This window comes from Caulobacter sp. AVps16 (genome assembly GCF_058681455.1).
Genome location: NZ_CM178739.1, coordinates 2,488,649 through 2,505,133, shown reverse-complemented (window position 1 = coordinate 2,505,133; position 16,485 = coordinate 2,488,649). Strand labels below are relative to the sequence as shown.

The window sequence follows — 16,485 nt, the reverse complement described above, 5'->3', positions numbered from 1 at the left end:
GCATGAGCCTGGTCCGCGAGCTCTGGCTTCGGCTGCCGGTCGGCCTGCGGGAACTGGGCCTTTACGGCCTGGCCAGCGCCGCGGCCCTGGCGGTGGACTGGGGCCTGCTGCTGGTTCTGCACGGGGCGGGCCTGAACTATCTGGCGGCTGCAGCCATCGGCTTTTCCGTCGGCATCGGGGTCACCTACGGGCTCAGCGTGTCGGTCGTTTTCCGCCATCGTCCGATTGCTGATCGCCGACGCGAGTTTGCCGGCTTCCTGGGCGTCGGCCTGGCGGGCCTGATCCTGACCCAGCTGCTGATGGCCCTCTGGGTCGAGCAGCTGCATCTCGCCCCGGGCCTGGCCAAGATCCCGACGGCGGGGCTGGTCTTCGTGTTCAACTTCATCGTCCGGCGGGCGCTGCTGTTCCGCGCCCCACGCTCCGCGGCGTGAGCGGGCAGGGCGTCACCCGGATCGGCCGCTGGGCGTTCCTGGCGGTCGCGGCGTCCCTGTTGGCCCTCAGCCGGGTGCATCTGGGCCTGCGCCATGATGCCAGGCTCTATTTCGGCGACGCCCTGGCGCGGCTGGACCCACAGGGTGTCGGCCGCGATGTGATCTTCGCCCATGACGGCCAGTTCGGCTTCAGCCTCTACACCCCGGTCCTGGCCTGGCTGGTCAAGGGCCTGGGCCTGAATGCCGCCGTGGCCCTGGTCAGCGGGCTGGGTCTCGTCGTCTGGCTGGCAGCCCTGCTGCTGCTGGTCTCCCGGCTGCTGGCCGACCTGCCAGTGGCCTGGCGACGGGCCGCAACGATCCTCGTCATTGTCGTCGCCCCCTATTACGGGGCGCATGAGGTCTTCGCCTATGGCGAGGCCTTTGCCACCCCGCGCATCCTGGTCGAGGCCATGGCCCTGGCGGCCCTGGCCGCCTGGCTCTCCGACCGGCGCTGGCTGGCGGGGGGGCTGCTGGTTGCGGCCCTGGCCCTGCATCCGATCATGGCCCTGTGCGGCCTGGCGGTGCTGTTCGTCGCCCTGTGCCTTGAAGACCGCCGCTGGCTGCTGGCCGGTGTGGCGGGGGGAGGGCTGCTGGTGATCGCCGCGAGCCTTCATCTGCCCGTGGTCGACCGCCTGCTGCGGGTTATGGATCCGGCCTGGCGGGCGATCAGCGAGGCCCGCAGCCCTACCGTATTCGTCTCTCTTTGGCCCGCCGAGGCCTGGGGCCGGATCGCGGTCCAGGCCGTGACTCTCGGCCTTGCCGCAAGTCTGAGCCGGGGCCCTGTCCGCCGACTGATGACCGCTGTCCTTATTGCCGGTCTTCTGGGGGTCGGCTTCGGCTGGCTGGCCGACCGTCTGTCCCTGATCCTGCCGATCCAGATCCAGGCTTGGCGGACCCAGGCCCTGATGGCGATCCTGGCCGCTGCCGGGCTAGCGGTCTGTCTCCGGGCCCTGGCGGGGCGGGGGCCGACCGGGCTGATCGCGGTTTGCGCGCTCGGCCTGGGCTGGACCCTGATCGGCTGGGGTGCGATCGCCCTGATCACCGCCGCGATCGCCCTGGCGGCGGTCCTGATCGGCGAGCGCGCCACCTGGAGCGCGCCGGGCCTGGTTCGGCGCGGTGTGTTCGGCCTGACGGTCCTGCTGATGGCGGCCTGGGCCGTCCTGAGGTTCAGCGCCCTGCAACAGGGCCTGCTGGCCCTGCCGGACGGGCAGGGGCTGGGGCCCGGCCTGATCTGGAACAGCGGCCTGCCGGGCTGGATTGCCGCCGTCACCGCCCTGGCCCTGGCGGCGCGTCCGGACTGGCTGAAGCCGCGGGGTGCCCTTTTAGGGGCCGTGGTTCTGTCTGCCCTGGCCCTGCTACTCTGGGACAACCGCTCGGGCTTCGCGGTCGAACGGGAGTCCGGAGCGGATCCTGAGCTGCAGGCCCTGCTGTCGGACCGGGCGGGAGAGGTCCTGTGGCTGGTGGGGGATGTCGAGCCCTGGACCCTGGCGGGCCGGGCCGGCTGGGCCAGCAAGTTTCAGGGTGCCGGCGTGGTGCTGTCTCGGCCCCTCGCCCTGGTCCTGAACGACCGAATCGACCGGCTGATTTCGCTCGGCCTGGTCGGCCCGGACTGGAAGAGCCCCTTCGGTGCCGCGCCCACGACCCCGAAGGTCCCGACCCTGCCGCAGATCAGGGAGCTCTGCGCGGCCAGAGATGCACCGGCCTTTGTCGTGGCGGCGCTGCCGTCCGGCGCGCAGCTTGATCCAGCCCTCGGGGCTAGGCTCTGGAACGCCCGCGAGCCTTATGAACTGGAGCTCGCCGGCCAATGGTTCAGCACCCGGACCTATGGCATCATCCCCTGCGGCGGGGGGTGAGGCGTCGCTTCCTGCGGTCAAGGCAGGACCCAGCGCCGGGCATTTCTTGCGACTGTTAGCGCTCTCAAATGGATGCTGCGGCGCACTCTCTATTGACAACGTTGTCACGTCTGGACGGAATGCCGCGTCCCGCGAAGACGGACAGGGGAGTGAAACATGACAGGCTTGGGTTGCGGCGCGCCGATGCGCGCCACGGTGAATGGATCGGCGAAGTGCCGGTCGTCGCGGAACGAGGTCTGATCGATGGCTAGCTCCGCAACCGCCCAGAAGGGCAAGGGCGTCGCCCTGGCCGTCGTCTATGTCACCTGCCTGTTCTTCATCTGGGCCCTGGTCACCAACCTGCTGGATCCCCTGCTGAAGACCATGAAGACGGTCTTCACCCTGAGCCCGGTCCAGGCCAACCTGACGGGCTTTGCCTTCTTCATCGCCTACGGCCTGATGTCGCTGCCCTCGGCGGCGTTCCTCTCGAAATTCGGCTATGCCAGATCGGTGATGGTCGGCCTTGGCGGTATCGTCGCCGGCTGCTTCATCGCCATCGCGGCGGCCAAGCTTCACACCTACAGTCTGGTGCTGACCGCCCTGTTTGTGATGGCCTCGGGCATCACCCTGCTGCAGGTGGCCGCCAATCCGCTGATCGCCTCGCTGGGCAAGCCCGAGGACTCCTCGTTCCGGCTGAACCTGTCCCAGGCCTTCAACTCGCTGGGCGCGGCCTGCGGCCTGTGGTTCGGTGCCAACTTCCTGCTCAAGGGCGAGATCTTCGAGAAGGACATCGTCGTCACCCAGGCCATGCGCGAGCAGGCCCTGGGCTTTGTCTCGAACGTCTATCTGGCCATCGGCGTGGGCCTGGCCCTGTTCATCCTGGCCATCTTCCTGGTGCGCCAGCGGATCACCGACGCCGCCCCCAAGACCGGCAAGCTGGTCAGCCCCTTTGCCGCCCTGACGTCCAAATGGGCCAATCTGGGTGCCCTGGGCATCTTCGTCTATGTCGGCGCCGAAGTGGCGATCTCGCTGAACCTGCTGCTGTTCCTCGAGCAGACCAACATCCTCAACATCTCGGCCGAGCAGGCCGGCAAGCTGACGACCTTCTACATGGTGTTCGCCATGATCGGCCGTTTCGGTGGCTCGGCCCTGCTCAAGGTCGTGAAGGACTATGTGCTGCTGACCGGCGTGGCCCTGGGGGCGATCGCTCTCTGCCTGGTCGTGATCGTCACCAAGGACATGGTCCCCAGCGCCCATACCGGTGTGCTGAACCTGTTCCTGGCCCAGGCTCCGCTGACCAGCGGCCTGATCCCGGCTGGCGCGGCCCTGCTGATCGGCCTGTTCAACTCGATCATGTTCCCGACCATCTTCACCCTGACCCTGCAACGGTCCTCGGCGCCGACCTCGGCGACCTCGGGCCTGCTGTGCATGGCCATCGTGGGCGGCGCGGTCCTGCCGCTGGTGTTCGCCTCGATCGAGCAGGCGACCGGATCCAAGGCCCTGGGCTTCATCGCGCCGCTGGTCTGCTACGTCTATGTCCTGTGGTTCGCACTGGCCGCCAAAAAGGCCCCCGTGCATGAAATCACCGAGGACGTCGTCGGTGGCGGTCACTAATCGTTGAAGCCTGATCGACACAGACGCCCGTCGGTGCCCTGAAAAGGGGCACCGGCGGGCGTGCTGCGTTTGGAGCCAACCTTCCAGCTTTCCTAAGGTCGATCTCGGAAAACCGGGCTGGTAAATCCGCCCCATCCGCACGAGATAGGGCGCGCGTTATTTTTCAGGATCGATCATGGCTGCCGCGACTTCCAAATCCCGCTTCATCAGCGGCTTCGGCTTCCAGGTGCTGGTGGCCATGGTCATTGGCCTGGGCCTGGGACTGCTGGCTCGCGAACTGGGTCCGGCGAAAGGTGAGGCGGGCTTTGCCCTGGCCGAGACCCTCCGTCAGATCGGGTCGATCTTCGTCCAGCTGCTGCGGGTTCTGGTTCCGCCCCTGGTCTTCACCGCCATTGTCGCCAGCATTGCCAATCTGGCCGAGCTTCAGAATGCCGCCCGTCTGGTCTGGCGGACCCTGTTCTGGTTTGCCGTCACCGCCCTGATCGCCGTGCTGATCGGGATTGCCCTGGGCCTGATCCTGCAGCCGGGCCTGCATACGACGGTCGCAGCCACCGAGGCCCATGTCCCCAAGACCCATGGCTCCTGGCTGGACTTCCTGACCGGCCTGGTGCCCGCCAACATCCTTGGCCTGACGGCCTCAACCACCATCAGTGACGCGGGGGTGGCCAAGACCGCCCTGTCGTTCAACGTGCTGCAGATCCTGGTGATCTCGCTGGTCACCGGCGTCGCGGCGCTGAAGGCCGGCGAAGCGGGCAAGGGCTTCCTGGCCTTCAACGCCTCGGCCCTGGTCGTGGTCCGCAAGGTCCTGTCCTGGGTGATCCGTCTGACGCCGATCGGCACCATCGGCCTGCTGGGCAATGCCGTCGCGCAGTATGGCTGGACCACCCTGGGCCAGCTGGGCGCCTTCACCGGGGCGATCTATGTCGGCCTGGCCCTGGTCCTGTTCGTCGTCTATCCGACCCTGCTGGCCGCCAACGGTCTCAATCCCTTGAAGTTCTTTTCCGGTGCCTGGCCTGCGATCCAGCTGGGCTTCGTCTCTCGGTCCTCGGTCGGCACCCTGCCGGTGACCGAGGCTGTGACCGAAGGCCGTCTGGGCGTCCCGCGCGCCTATTCGGCCTTCGCCGTGCCCCTCGGGGCCACCACCAAGATGGACGGCTGTGCGGCCATCTACCCGGCCATTTCGGCGATCTTTGTGGCCCAGTTCTTCGGCCTGCATCTGGACCTGACCGACTATTTCCTGATCGTCTTCGTCTCGGTGATCGGTTCGGCCGCTACGGCGGGGCTGACGGGGGCGACCGTGATGCTGACCCTGACCCTGTCGACCCTGGGCCTGCCGCTGGAAGGCGCGGGTCTGCTTCTGGCCATCGATCCGATCCTCGACATGGGCCGGACGGCGGTCAATGTCGCCGGCCAGGCCCTGATCCCGACCCTCGTGGCCAAGCGGGAAGGGATCCTGGATCTGGAGATCTACAATGCCGCCCGCTCACCGGACGATGCCGTGCAGGCCGCCGAATAGGCGAGCCCGGTTGCGCCCCTCGACGTTAGCGGCGAGTTTGCCTTTCCAGGTACGTTGAGGGAATCGATGGTGTCGAAGGCGAGTGAAGGCGGCCGATCCGGGCCGAGCCGTCGGACCATGCTGGCCGGTGCGGCGGCCCTTGCTGGCTATGCCGTCTCGGCTCCTGCCCATGCCGCCAGCAAGGCCTCTGATCGGATCGAGGCGCTTCTCGCCCGGATGACCATCGAGGAAAAGGCGGGGCAGCTGTCGTGCTTCGCCGACATGATCCGCCCGCCGATCGGCGACATCAATCCCCTGGTCAATCTTCGCAACGCCCAGACCCTGCTGGCCGAGACCCGGGCCGGCCGCATCGGCGTCTTGATGAACGGCATGGGCACCCAGGGGGCGCTGGACGCGCAGAAGGCGGCGGTCGAGGGCTCGCGTCTGAAGATCCCGCTGCTGTTCGCGGCCGATGTCATCCATGGATTCCGCACGGTCTTCCCGATCCCCCTGGCCGAGTCCGGCAGCTTTGATCCACATCTCTGCGAGCGCACGGCCCGGGCTGCGGCGTCCGAAGCCACGGCTTCGGGTCTGCACTGGACCTTTGCGCCGATGGTCGATGTGGCGCGCGATCAGCGCTGGGGCAGGGTGGCGGAAGGGGCCGGCGAGGATGTCTATCTGGGTGAGGTCCTTGGGGCAGCACGGGTTCGGGGCTTCCAGGGCAAGGACCTGAAGGCCGAAGACAGCATGCTGGCCACGCCCAAGCACTTTGCCGCCTATGGGGCGGTGACGGCAGGGCTGGAATACAACGCCGTCGAACTGTCCGAGGCCACCTTGCGCGAGGTGCATCTGCCGCCCTTCCAGGCCGCCTTTGACGCGGGTGCCCTGAGCACCATGTCGGCCTTCAACGACATCAACGGTGTGCCCTCGACCGCCAACAAGCGCCTGCTGACCGATGTCTTGCGCGGCGAGTGGGGCTTCAAGGGGGTGGTGATCTCCGACTATACCGCCGACCAGGAACTGGTGGCTCATGGCTTTGCCGTTGATGATCGTGACGCCGCACGCCAGGCGATCCTCGCCGGTGTCGACATCAGCATGCAGAGTGGCCTCTATCTGCGCTACCTGCCGGAACTGACCGCTTCCGGCGCAGTGCCCATGGCCGTGGTTGACGCCTCGGTACGGCGGGTGCTGGCCCTGAAAGAAGCCCTGGGCCTGTTCGACAATCCGTACCGCTCGATCAACGACAAGGTCGAGGCGATGCGCACGGCGACGCCGGCCCTGCGCCAGCTGAGCCGCGAGGCCGGCGCTCGCTCGATCGTTTTGCTACGCAATGAGGGCGGACTCCTGCCCCTGCCGCGTTCTGGCAAGCGCTTGGCCCTGATTGGTCCGTTTGCGGAAGACCGTGACAATGTCGCCGGTCCGTGGGCCTTTTTCGGCGACAAGTCCCTGAATGTCGACCTGGCCACCGGCCTGCGCGCCGCCATGGCCAGTCCGACCGATCTGATCGTCGAACGCGGCTGCGAGGTTGAAACCACGATCGCGGGCGGCTTCGAACGGGCCGTGGCGGCGGCTCAGGCGGCTGACATCGTGCTGCTGGCGGTCGGCGAGAGCCAGGACATGAGCGGTGAGGCCAAGTCCCGCACCGATATCCGCATCCCGCCCGTTCAGCAGCGTCTGGCCGAAGCCATAGCAGCGACCGGCAAGCCCGTCGTTGTCCTGCTGCGCCATGGCCGTGCCATCGCCCTGGAGGGCGTGGTGCGCGACGCCAGGGCCATCCTGGCGACCTGGTTCCTGGGAAGTGAAATGGGCAACGCCGTCGCGGACGTGGTGTTTGGAGCGGTCAATCCATCGGCTCGACTGCCTGTCAGCTTTCCGCTCGAGAGCGGACAGCAGCCCTTTTATTACAACAGTCGGACAACGGGCCGCCCGGCCCCGGCCGACCCCAATGGCCAGGAATACAAGGCCCGCTGGCGGTCGATCCGTAACGATGCGCTCTATCCGTTCGGCTTTGGCCTTGGCTACACCAGCTTTGCGCTCAGCGATCTCAAGCTCAGCGAGGCCCGTCTGCGCTGGAACAATACCCTGCATGTCACGGCCAAGGTCGCCAATACGGGACCGGTGCATGGCGAGCATGTCGTCCAGCTCTATGTCCGGGATCGGGTCGCCAGCCGGACGCGGCCGGTCCGTGAACTGAAAGGCTTTCAGCGGGTCTCGCTGGCCCCGGGAGCCAGCCGCGAGATCCGGTTCGACCTTCGACGCGACAATCTGATGTTCCTGGGTGACCAGGACCGCTGGGTGGTCGAGCCCGGCGTCTTCGACCTGTGGGTGGCCAATTCGTCGATCGATGGTCTGACCGGCAGTTTCGAATTGCTGGATAGCTAGGCGCTGTTTGCCTGATCAACCCTTCTGGCTTCGACGCCAAGAGGATCGAGGCAAAGTCTCGCCAGCGTCGAATTCTTAACAAGGGGACGAATCACCTGGTTCATCAGGACCGGTGTGAGAGGGATCGACAGGCTGATAAGCGATCCCGACGCAGGGTGCAGGCAAGCGTCTGCAGCGACCTCTGCGTGATCCTAGGTTCGGGTCAGTCAACAAATAAGATATTGATATTTATAAATGTTGCCGGGTTTCCGCGTCTCATTGGGCGCGCGCTCAGATCCTTGTCCGGGGCCGCCTGACGCTGCGTCCGCGTGTCCCGTTGAAACCTCTTGGAAAGAAAATATGGTTACCAAAACTCGACCTTAACGGGTCTGAGTCGCGGCCGGCATCTCCCGGTCTCGGTTTCTACACTGCTTAGAGTCGCGCGCGCTCCGCGCGGACCCCGGCCAGGACAGCTGAATGTCGATCTCGAGCCTCTCCGCCGCTCAAATCTCGGCCCTTCCGGCCAGCGTCATTCAGTCGCTGTCGACCACCGAGATCCAGTCGCTCAGCTCCACCCAGATCGGGGCCATCAACGCCAGCGGCATCGAGGTGCTGGCCGATACCCAGGTTGCGGCCCTCAGCTCGACCCAGATCAAGGCCCTCACCACTACCCAGATCCCGAAGTTTGCGCCGAACGTCGTCTTCGACGTCAGCCAGCTGACGACCCTCAGCGGTCAGCAGGTTTCGGCCCTGACTTCCACCCAACTGGCCGGCCTGGACACCTCGCACATCGGCGCGCTGAGTGCGACGCAGGTCAGCGTTCTGTCGGCGACGAATTTCTCGGGCCTGGTGGGTACCCAGGTGGCGGCTCTGTCGAGCACCCAGATCAAGGGCATGACGGCGACCCAGCTGAAGGGTCTGTCCACCACCGATATCGGCGAACTGGCCAATACCCAGGTACAGGCCCTGACCGTCGCCCAGCTCGGGGCCCTGTCGGGTGCCCAGGTCTCGACCCTTGATCTGACCCAGGTGGCGGCCCTGTCCACCACCCAGATTGGCAGCCTGACCGCGACCCAGCTGAAGGGGCTGAGCACCACCGATATTGCTGAACTCTCGACCACACAGGTTGGGGCCCTTTCGGCGTCGCAGGTCGGTAGCCTCGCCTCCACCCAGGTCTCCGCCCTGGCCGATACCCAGGTGGCGGCGCTGAATGCCACCCAGGTCAAGGGCCTGACGGCGGGCCAGCTGAAGGATCTGTCGACCGCCGATGTCGGCAAGTTGCTCGACACCCAGGTGGCCGCCCTGACCGCGACCCAGGTGTCGTCCCTGACCGCGACCAACCTGTCGAACCTGGACGCCACCCAGACGGCGGCGCTGAATGCCACCCAGATCAAGGCCCTGACGACCACCCAGGTCAAAGGCCTGAATGCTGCGGATATCGGCGAACTGTCGGAAACCCAGGTTTCGGCCCTGACGACCGCTCAGGTCGCCGTGCTCGACACGACCAATCTGAAGGCCCTCTCGACCACCCAGGTCGCGGCCCTGTCGGCGTCGCAGATCGGGGCCCTGAGCGTGACCAACGTCTCGGCCATGCTCGACACGCAGGTGGCGGCCCTCAACGCCACCCAGATCAAGGGTCTGACGACCTCCCAACTGGCCGGCCTGACGACCGGTGACATCGCCGAGTTGGCGGACACCCAGGTCGCGGCCCTGACGGCCACACAGGTTTCCGCCCTTAGTGCGACCGGCGTGTCGGCGCTCAACGCGACCCAAACGGCGGCGCTCAATGCCACCCAGATCAAGGCTCTGACGGCAACCCAGCTCAAGGGTCTGACGGTCGGCGACATCGGTGAACTGGCCGATACCCAGGTGGCGGCCCTGACGCCGACCCAGCTGTCCAACCTTTCGGCGACCAATATCTCGGCGCTTGACGCCACCCAGACCGCCGCCCTGAGCGCCACCCAGATCAAGGGTCTGACCAGCACCCAGATCCGTGGCCTCAGCGTCGGCGACATGGCCGAGCTCTCGACCACCCAGATCGGGGCCCTGACCGCGGATCAGGTCAAGTCCCTGACCGAAACCAACATCTCTGCCCTGGTCGACACGCAGATTGCGGCCCTGACCAATACCCAGGTCCAGGCCCTGACCACGACCCAGCTCAAGGGTCTGTCGGTCGGCGACATCACCGAGCTTTCGGCGACTCAGGTCGGTGCTCTGGGCACGGCCCAGATCAGCGCCCTGTCGGTCACCAACCTGCAGCAGCTCTCGACCACCCAGATCGGTGGCATCAACGCCACCCAGATCGCCGCCCTGTCCAATACCAGCGTCACCCTGCTGGCCGACACCCAGTTCGCGGCGCTGAGTTCCACACAGATCAAGGGCCTGACTGTCGGCCAGCTGGGCGCGCTGACCACCGCCAATGTCGGCTATCTGGCCGATACCCAGGTTGGAGCCCTGACCGCGACCCAGATCGGCGCTCTCACGGCGACCGGTGTCTCGGCGCTTAATGCGACCCAGACGGCCGCGCTCAATGCCACCCAGATCAAGGGCCTGACGGCCACCCAACTGAAGGGGCTCTCGGCCGGCGACATCGGTGACCTGGCCGACACCCAGGTTGCGGCCCTGACTGCGACCCAGATCGGTGCCCTGTCGGCCACGGGCGTCTCGGCCCTGAACCAGACCCAGACGGCGGCGCTGAATGCGACCCAGATCAAGGGCCTGACCGCCACCCAGCTGGGTGGCCTTTCGACCGGCGACATCAGTGAGCTGGTCGACACCCAGATCCAGGCCCTGACCGTCGCCCAATTGGGCGCGCTGTCGGCGACCAATGTCTCGGCACTAGACGCGACCCAGACCGCCGCCCTGACGGCGACCCAGATCAAGGGTCTGACGACGACCCAATTGAAGGGCCTGACGACCACCGACATCGGCGAACTGACGGGCGACCAGATCGGTGCCCTGACCGCCTCGCAGACGGCGGCCCTGGCCGTGACCAATCTGCAGGCCCTGTCGACGACCCAGGTCGGAGCCCTGAGCGCCGCCCAGATCGGCGCCCTGAGCACGACCGCCTTCTCGGCCCTGGTCGATACCCAGATCGCCGTCCTCAATGCGACCCAGATCAAGGGGCTGACCCCGACCCAGTTGGGGGCCCTGACCACGGGCGATATCGGCGAGTTCGCGGACACCCAGGTGGCGGCCCTGACCGCGACCCAGGTGGCGGCCCTGAGCGTCACGGGCCTGTCCGCCCTGAACCAGACCCAGACGGCGGCCCTTAACGCCACCCAGATCAAGGCCCTGACGCCGACCCAGCTGAAAGGCCTGACGGCCGGTGATGTCGGCGAACTGGCCGATACCCAGGTGGCGGCCCTGACCGCGACCCAACTGGGAAGCCTGTCGACCACGGGGGTCTCTGCCCTCAACTCGACCCAGACCGCCGCCCTGAATGCCACCCAGATCAAGGGCCTGACCGCCACCCAGATCAAGGGACTGTCGACCGCCGACATCGGTGAACTGCTCGACACCCAGGTCGCGGCCCTGACCGTCGACCAGGTCAAGGCGCTGTCGGAGACCAATATCTCGGCCCTGAGCCAGACCCAGGTCGCGGCCCTGACCGGCACCCAGGTGGCAGCCCTGACCACGACCCAGCTGAAGGGGCTGTCGACCGTCGATATCGGCGAGTTGTCGGCGACCCAGGTCGGCCAACTGGGCGCAGCCCAGATCAGCGCCCTGTCGGTGACCAACCTGCAGGAACTGACCACCACCCAGATTGGCGGCCTGACCGCCACCCAGATCGGGGCCATTTCGACGACGAACATCGTCGAGCTGCAAACGCCGCAGTTGCGGTCCCTGAACGAAACCCAGGTCAAAGGCCTGACCGCAGCGCAGCTCAAGAGCTTTGGCACTGACGAAATCTACGCCCTCGTCGACACTCAGGTCGCCGCCCTGACGGCAACCCAGGTCAGCGCCCTGTCTACAACGGCCATCAATGCGCTCGATGCGACCCAGCAGTCGACCTTGTCGACCACCCAGATCAAGGCTCTGACCGCCACCCAGATCGCCGGGTTTAACGGTAGCAACACGTACTTCCTGCTCGACACCCAGGTGGCGGCCCTCTCTGGCACGCAGCTGGCCGCGCTGAGCACCGGCAATCTTAACCAGCTCGCCAACAACGACACCCAGCAGGCCGCCCTGACCACCACCCAGGTCAAGGCGCTCACAACAACCCAGGTCTCGGGCCTGAACGGCAGCCTCGCGCAGTTCGATGTCACCCAGATCCAGGCCCTGACCGCGACCCAGGTCGGTGCGTTCCAGTCCGGATCGACCGGTTCCTTGAACGCCACCCAGGCCGCGTCACTGACCACCACCCAAGTCGGAGCCCTGAAGGGAGACGCCCTCCAGACCTTCTTTGCGGCGCAAGGCGCCAACATCCAGGCGACCCAGATCCCGGCATTGACGACCTCACAGATTGCGGGCCTCTCAGGTGGCCTGGCCATTGGGGTGCTGAACGAGACCCAGTTCGGTGAATTCAGCGCCACTCAGATCGGTGCCTTGAAGATCACCGACATCCTTGCTCTGAGCAACGAGGATATCGGCGTCCTTTCGACCACCCAGATCAAGGGCTTCACCACGTCGCAGATGGCGGCGATGAACCCCGGCGTCACAGACGCTTTGGTCGGCACCCAGATCGAAGCCTTTACCACCAGCCAGATCGCGGCTCTTTCGACCACCAGCTTTAAGTATCTGGACCCAACCCAGGCCGCGGCGCTGACCACGACCCAGATGAAGGCCCTGACGGCGACTCAGCTGAAGATGCTGGATCCGAACGACAAGGATGATTTCAGCGGGACCCAGCTGGCGGCTCTGTCGGCGGCCCAGGTCAGCAGCCTGACGGCCGATTTTGTCTCCTATCTCGACGAAACCCGCACGGCCGCCTTCACGGCGACCCAGATCAAGGGCCTGACCGCAACCCAGCTGAAGGGCCTGACCACCACCGATATCGGTGAACTGACGTCGACCCAGGTCGGTGCCCTGACGGGTGATCAGCTGAAGGCCCTGGCCGATACTGCAATCGCGGCCCTCAGTGAGACCCAGGTCGCCAGCCTCAGCAATACCCAGATCCAGGCCCTGACCACCACCCAGCTGCGAGGCCTGGCTCCGACCGACATCGGCGAGCTTTCGGCCACCCAGGTCGGTGCACTCGCCGTCGCCCAGATTGCCGCCCTGACCGCCACCGGCCTGCAGTCGCTGTCGACGACCCAGATCGGCGGGATCAGTGCGACCCAGATCGCCGCCCTCGCGGCCACCAGCATCACCCAACTGGCCGATACCCAGATCGCGGCTCTGAGCACGACCCAGATCAAGGGGCTAACGGCAGGCCAACTGACCAACCTGTCGGCCGCCAAGGCCCAGGGCCTGGCCGACACCCAGGTCGGGGCCCTGACCGCCACCCAGCTGGGCTCGCTGACCGCGACCGCCTTCTCGGCGCTTGACGCCACCCAGGTGGCCGCGCTGAACGCCACCCAGATCAAGGGCCTGACGGCGACCCAGCTGAAGGGGCTGAACACGGGCGATATCGGCGAACTGGCCGATACCCAGGTCCAGGCCCTGACCGTTACGCAGCTTGGCGCGATGACGGCGACCGGCATTTCTGACCTGAACGCCACCCAGACTGCAGCCCTGACCGCGACCCAGATCAAGGGTTTGACGGCAACCCAGCTGAAGGGCCTCTCGACCACCGACATGGCCGAACTGTCGTCCACCCAGGTGGCCGCCATGTCCGCCGACCAGCTTAAGGCTCTGTCGGAAACCAATGTCTCGGCCATGAGCGAGACCCAGATTGCGGCCCTGGCCAATACCCAGATCCAGGCACTGAGCACCACCCAGCTCAAGGGCCTCTCGGTCGGCGATATCGGTGAGCTGTCGGCCACCCAGGTCGGCGCCCTGAGCGCCGCCCAGATCGGGGCCCTGTCGATCACCAATCTGCAGGCCCTGAGCACGACCCAGATCGGCGGCATGTCGGCGACCCAGATCGGCACGCTGTCGGCCACCAATGTCAGCCTTCTGGCGGACACCCAGTTTGCCGCGCTCAGCACGACCCAGGTCAAGGGTCTGACGAGCGCCCAGTTGGCGGGCCTGACCACCGGCAATATCGGTGATCTCGCCGACACCCAGATCGGGGCCCTGACCGCCACCCAGATCGGCGCGCTCAGCGCGACCAGCGTCTCGGCTCTGGATCAGACCCAGACTGCGGCCCTGTCAGCGACCCAGATCAAGGGTCTGACGGCCACGCAGTTGAGGGGGCTCTCGGCCGGTGACGTCGGCGAACTCGCCGATACCCAGGTCGCCGCCCTGACCGCGACTCAGCTCGGCAGCCTGTCGAACACCGGGGTCTCGGCCCTGGCCGGAACCCAGGTCGCCGCGCTCAATGCCACCCAGATCAAGGGTCTGACGACCACCCAGCTCGCGGCCCTGAACACCACGGATATCGGTGAACTGGCCGACACCCAGGTCGGTGCCCTGACGGTGGTGCAGCTGGCGGCCCTCAGCGCCACCAATGTCTCGGCTCTGAACCAGACCCAGACGGCGGCGATCACGACCACGGCGATCAAGGCTCTGACGACGACCCAGATCAAGGGCCTCAACACGACCGATATGGGCGAGTTGTCTGCCGACCAGATCGGGGCCCTGACCACTTCCCAGATCGCGGCGGTGGACGTCACCAACCTGCAGGCCTTGTCGACCACCCAGGTCGGTGCCCTCAGCGCGGCCCAGATCAGCGTCCTGTCCGCCACGGCTGTCTCGGCGCTCGCCGATACTCAGGTCGCAGCCCTGAACGCCACCCAGATAAAGGGCCTGACCGCCTCGCAACTGGCCGGGCTGAAGGTCACCGACATCGCTGAGCTGGCCGACACCCAGATCGCCGCCCTGACGCCGACCCAGCTGACCAGCCTGTCGGCCACCAATCTGTCGGCGCTTGACGCTACCCAGGTCGCGGCCCTCAGCACGACCCAGATCAAGGGTCTGACGGCCACCCAGTTGAAGGGTCTGAGCACGGCCGACATCGGGCAGTTCTCCGAGACCCAGATTGGTGCACTGACGGCGGATCAGCTGAAGGCCCTGTCCGAGACCAATGTCTCGGCCCTGGCCGACACCCAGGTCGCGGCCCTGAGCTCGACCCAGGTCCAGGCCCTGACGGCAACCCAGCTCAAGGGTCTGTCGATTACGGATGTCAGCGAACTGTCGACCACCCAGGTCGGCGCTTTGACTGCTGCCCAGATCGGCGCTTTCACCGCCACCAACGTCCAGCAGCTGTCGACCGGTCAGATCGGCGCGCTGAGTGCGACCCAGATCGGCGGCCTGACCACCACGGGCGTCAAGGCGCTGTTCGACACCCAGATCGATGTGCTCAACACCACCCAGATCAAGGGTCTGACCGCCGCACAGGTCGGTGCCTTGACCGTGGATCAGGCCTACAGCCTGGTCGACACCCAGATCGCAGCCCTGACCACAAGCCAGGTCGCGGCCCTCGGCAACAATATCCGCACCTTCGACGCCACCCAGTTCGGGGCGCTGAGCGAGACCCAGGTCAAGGCCATCACCACCACCCAACTGGCGGCGATGGACGATCTGGACATCGGTTCTGACTTCACGACCACCCAGATCGCCGCCTTGTCCGCGACCCAGGTCGGGGCCTTCAATCCGAGCGTCCTGCCCGGCATGAGGGATACCCAGGTCGCCGCGCTGAGCACGACCCAGGTCAAGGGCCTGACGACGTCTCAGATGGCGGCCCTGACCACGACCCAGGCCGGGGCCCTGGCCGACACCCAGCTGGCCGCTCTGAGCCTGCTGCAACTTGCGGCCCTGAACGCTACCAACCTGTCGGCCCTGAACGAGACGCAGGTGGCCGGCCTGTCGGCAACCCAGGTCAAGGGGCTGACCAATACCCAGCTCAGGGGCCTGTCGACGACCGATATCGGCGAGCTTTCGGCGACCCAGGTCGGTGCCCTGACGACCGGCCAGATCACGGCCTTCGCCACGACGGCCCTGCAGGCCCTGTCGACCACCCAGGTCGCCGCCCTGAGCGCCTCGCAGCTTGGAGCCCTGACCTCGACCGGCTTCTCGGCCCTGGCCGGAACCCAGGTCGCCGCGCTGAACGCCACCCAGATCAAGGGTCTGACGACCTCGCAGCTGGCGGGCCTCTCGACGGGAGACGTCGGCGAGCTGCTTGATACCCAGATCGCCGCCCTGACCACGACCCAGCTGGCGTCGCTGAGCGCGACCAATGTCTCGGCCCTCGACGCCACCCAGACGGCGGCGCTGAGCACGACCCAGGTCAAGGGGCTGACCACGAGCCAGATCAAGGGTCTGTCGACCACGGATATCGGCGAGCTGTTCGACACCCAGATCGCGGCCCTGACCACCAGTCAGGTCGCGGCCCTGACCAATACGGTGATCGGCGGGCTGACGACGACCCAGGTGGGATCGCTGCTGGGCACCCAGTTGGCCAGTCTGACGACGACCCAGCTGGACAGCCTGACCACGACCAGCATCTCGGCCATGACCGCGACCCAGGCGTCGGCTCTGACGACGACCCAGGTCCAGAGCCTCTCGGATCCGCAGATCGTCGCCTATCTGGGCGTGAGCTAAGGTCCAAAGGTACGCCGGCGTCGCATCGCGGCGTCGGCGTGCGGGCCTGCCAGGCGACCGGCCGGCC

At 66.5% G+C, this 16,485-nt stretch carries 6 protein-coding genes; all 6 read left to right on the top strand.

Annotation, left to right across the window (positions count from 1 at the left end; genetic code table 11):
* Positions 1-2: 2 nt before the first annotated feature.
* The 6 genes from ACW17U_RS11995 (at position 3) to ACW17U_RS11970 (ending at position 16,418) form a co-directional block, all read left to right on the top strand.
* A complete protein-coding gene (locus ACW17U_RS11995) occupies positions 3-431 on the top strand; it encodes a GtrA family protein (protein WP_062145061.1) in 429 nt (142 codons plus the stop codon).
* Entirely contained in the window at positions 428-2,323 is a 1,896-nt protein-coding gene (locus ACW17U_RS11990; RefSeq protein ID WP_492052669.1) for a hypothetical protein, read from the top strand. Before ACW17U_RS11995 ends, ACW17U_RS11990 begins: the two co-directional genes overlap by 4 nt.
* A 243-nt stretch (positions 2,324-2,566) precedes the next feature.
* Positions 2,567-3,916: a sugar MFS transporter gene (locus tag ACW17U_RS11985; RefSeq protein ID WP_062145065.1), complete on the top strand. Its 1,350-nt coding sequence runs from the start codon at positions 2,567-2,569 to the stop codon at positions 3,914-3,916.
* A 172-nt stretch (positions 3,917-4,088) separates the two neighbouring features.
* On the top strand, positions 4,089-5,432 hold the full coding sequence (locus ACW17U_RS11980; RefSeq protein ID WP_492055729.1) for a dicarboxylate/amino acid:cation symporter: 1,344 nt from the start codon (positions 4,089-4,091) through the stop codon (positions 5,430-5,432).
* Positions 5,433-5,498: 66 nt separating this feature from the next.
* Entirely contained in the window at positions 5,499-7,793 is a 2,295-nt protein-coding gene (locus ACW17U_RS11975) for a glycoside hydrolase family 3 N-terminal domain-containing protein (RefSeq protein WP_492052667.1), read from the top strand.
* 456 nt (positions 7,794-8,249) lie between these two features.
* Positions 8,250-16,418, top strand: coding sequence for a beta strand repeat-containing protein (locus tag ACW17U_RS11970; protein WP_492052665.1), 8,169 nt, complete (start codon positions 8,250-8,252; stop codon positions 16,416-16,418).
* Positions 16,419-16,485 lie beyond the last annotated feature (67 nt).

Bases quoted from the DNA above. Each gene is read 5' to 3' on its own strand.
- ACW17U_RS11995 (WP_062145061.1), top strand. From the start codon at position 3: ATGAGCCTGGTCCGCGAGCTCTGGCTTCGGCTGCCGGTCGGCCTGCGG.
- ACW17U_RS11985 (WP_062145065.1), top strand. From the start codon at position 2,567: ATGGCTAGCTCCGCAACCGCCCAGAAGGGCAAGGGCGTCGCCCTGGCC.
- ACW17U_RS11975 (WP_492052667.1), top strand. From the start codon at position 5,499: ATGGTGTCGAAGGCGAGTGAAGGCGGCCGATCCGGGCCGAGCCGTCGG.
- ACW17U_RS11970 (WP_492052665.1), top strand. From the start codon at position 8,250: ATGTCGATCTCGAGCCTCTCCGCCGCTCAAATCTCGGCCCTTCCGGCC.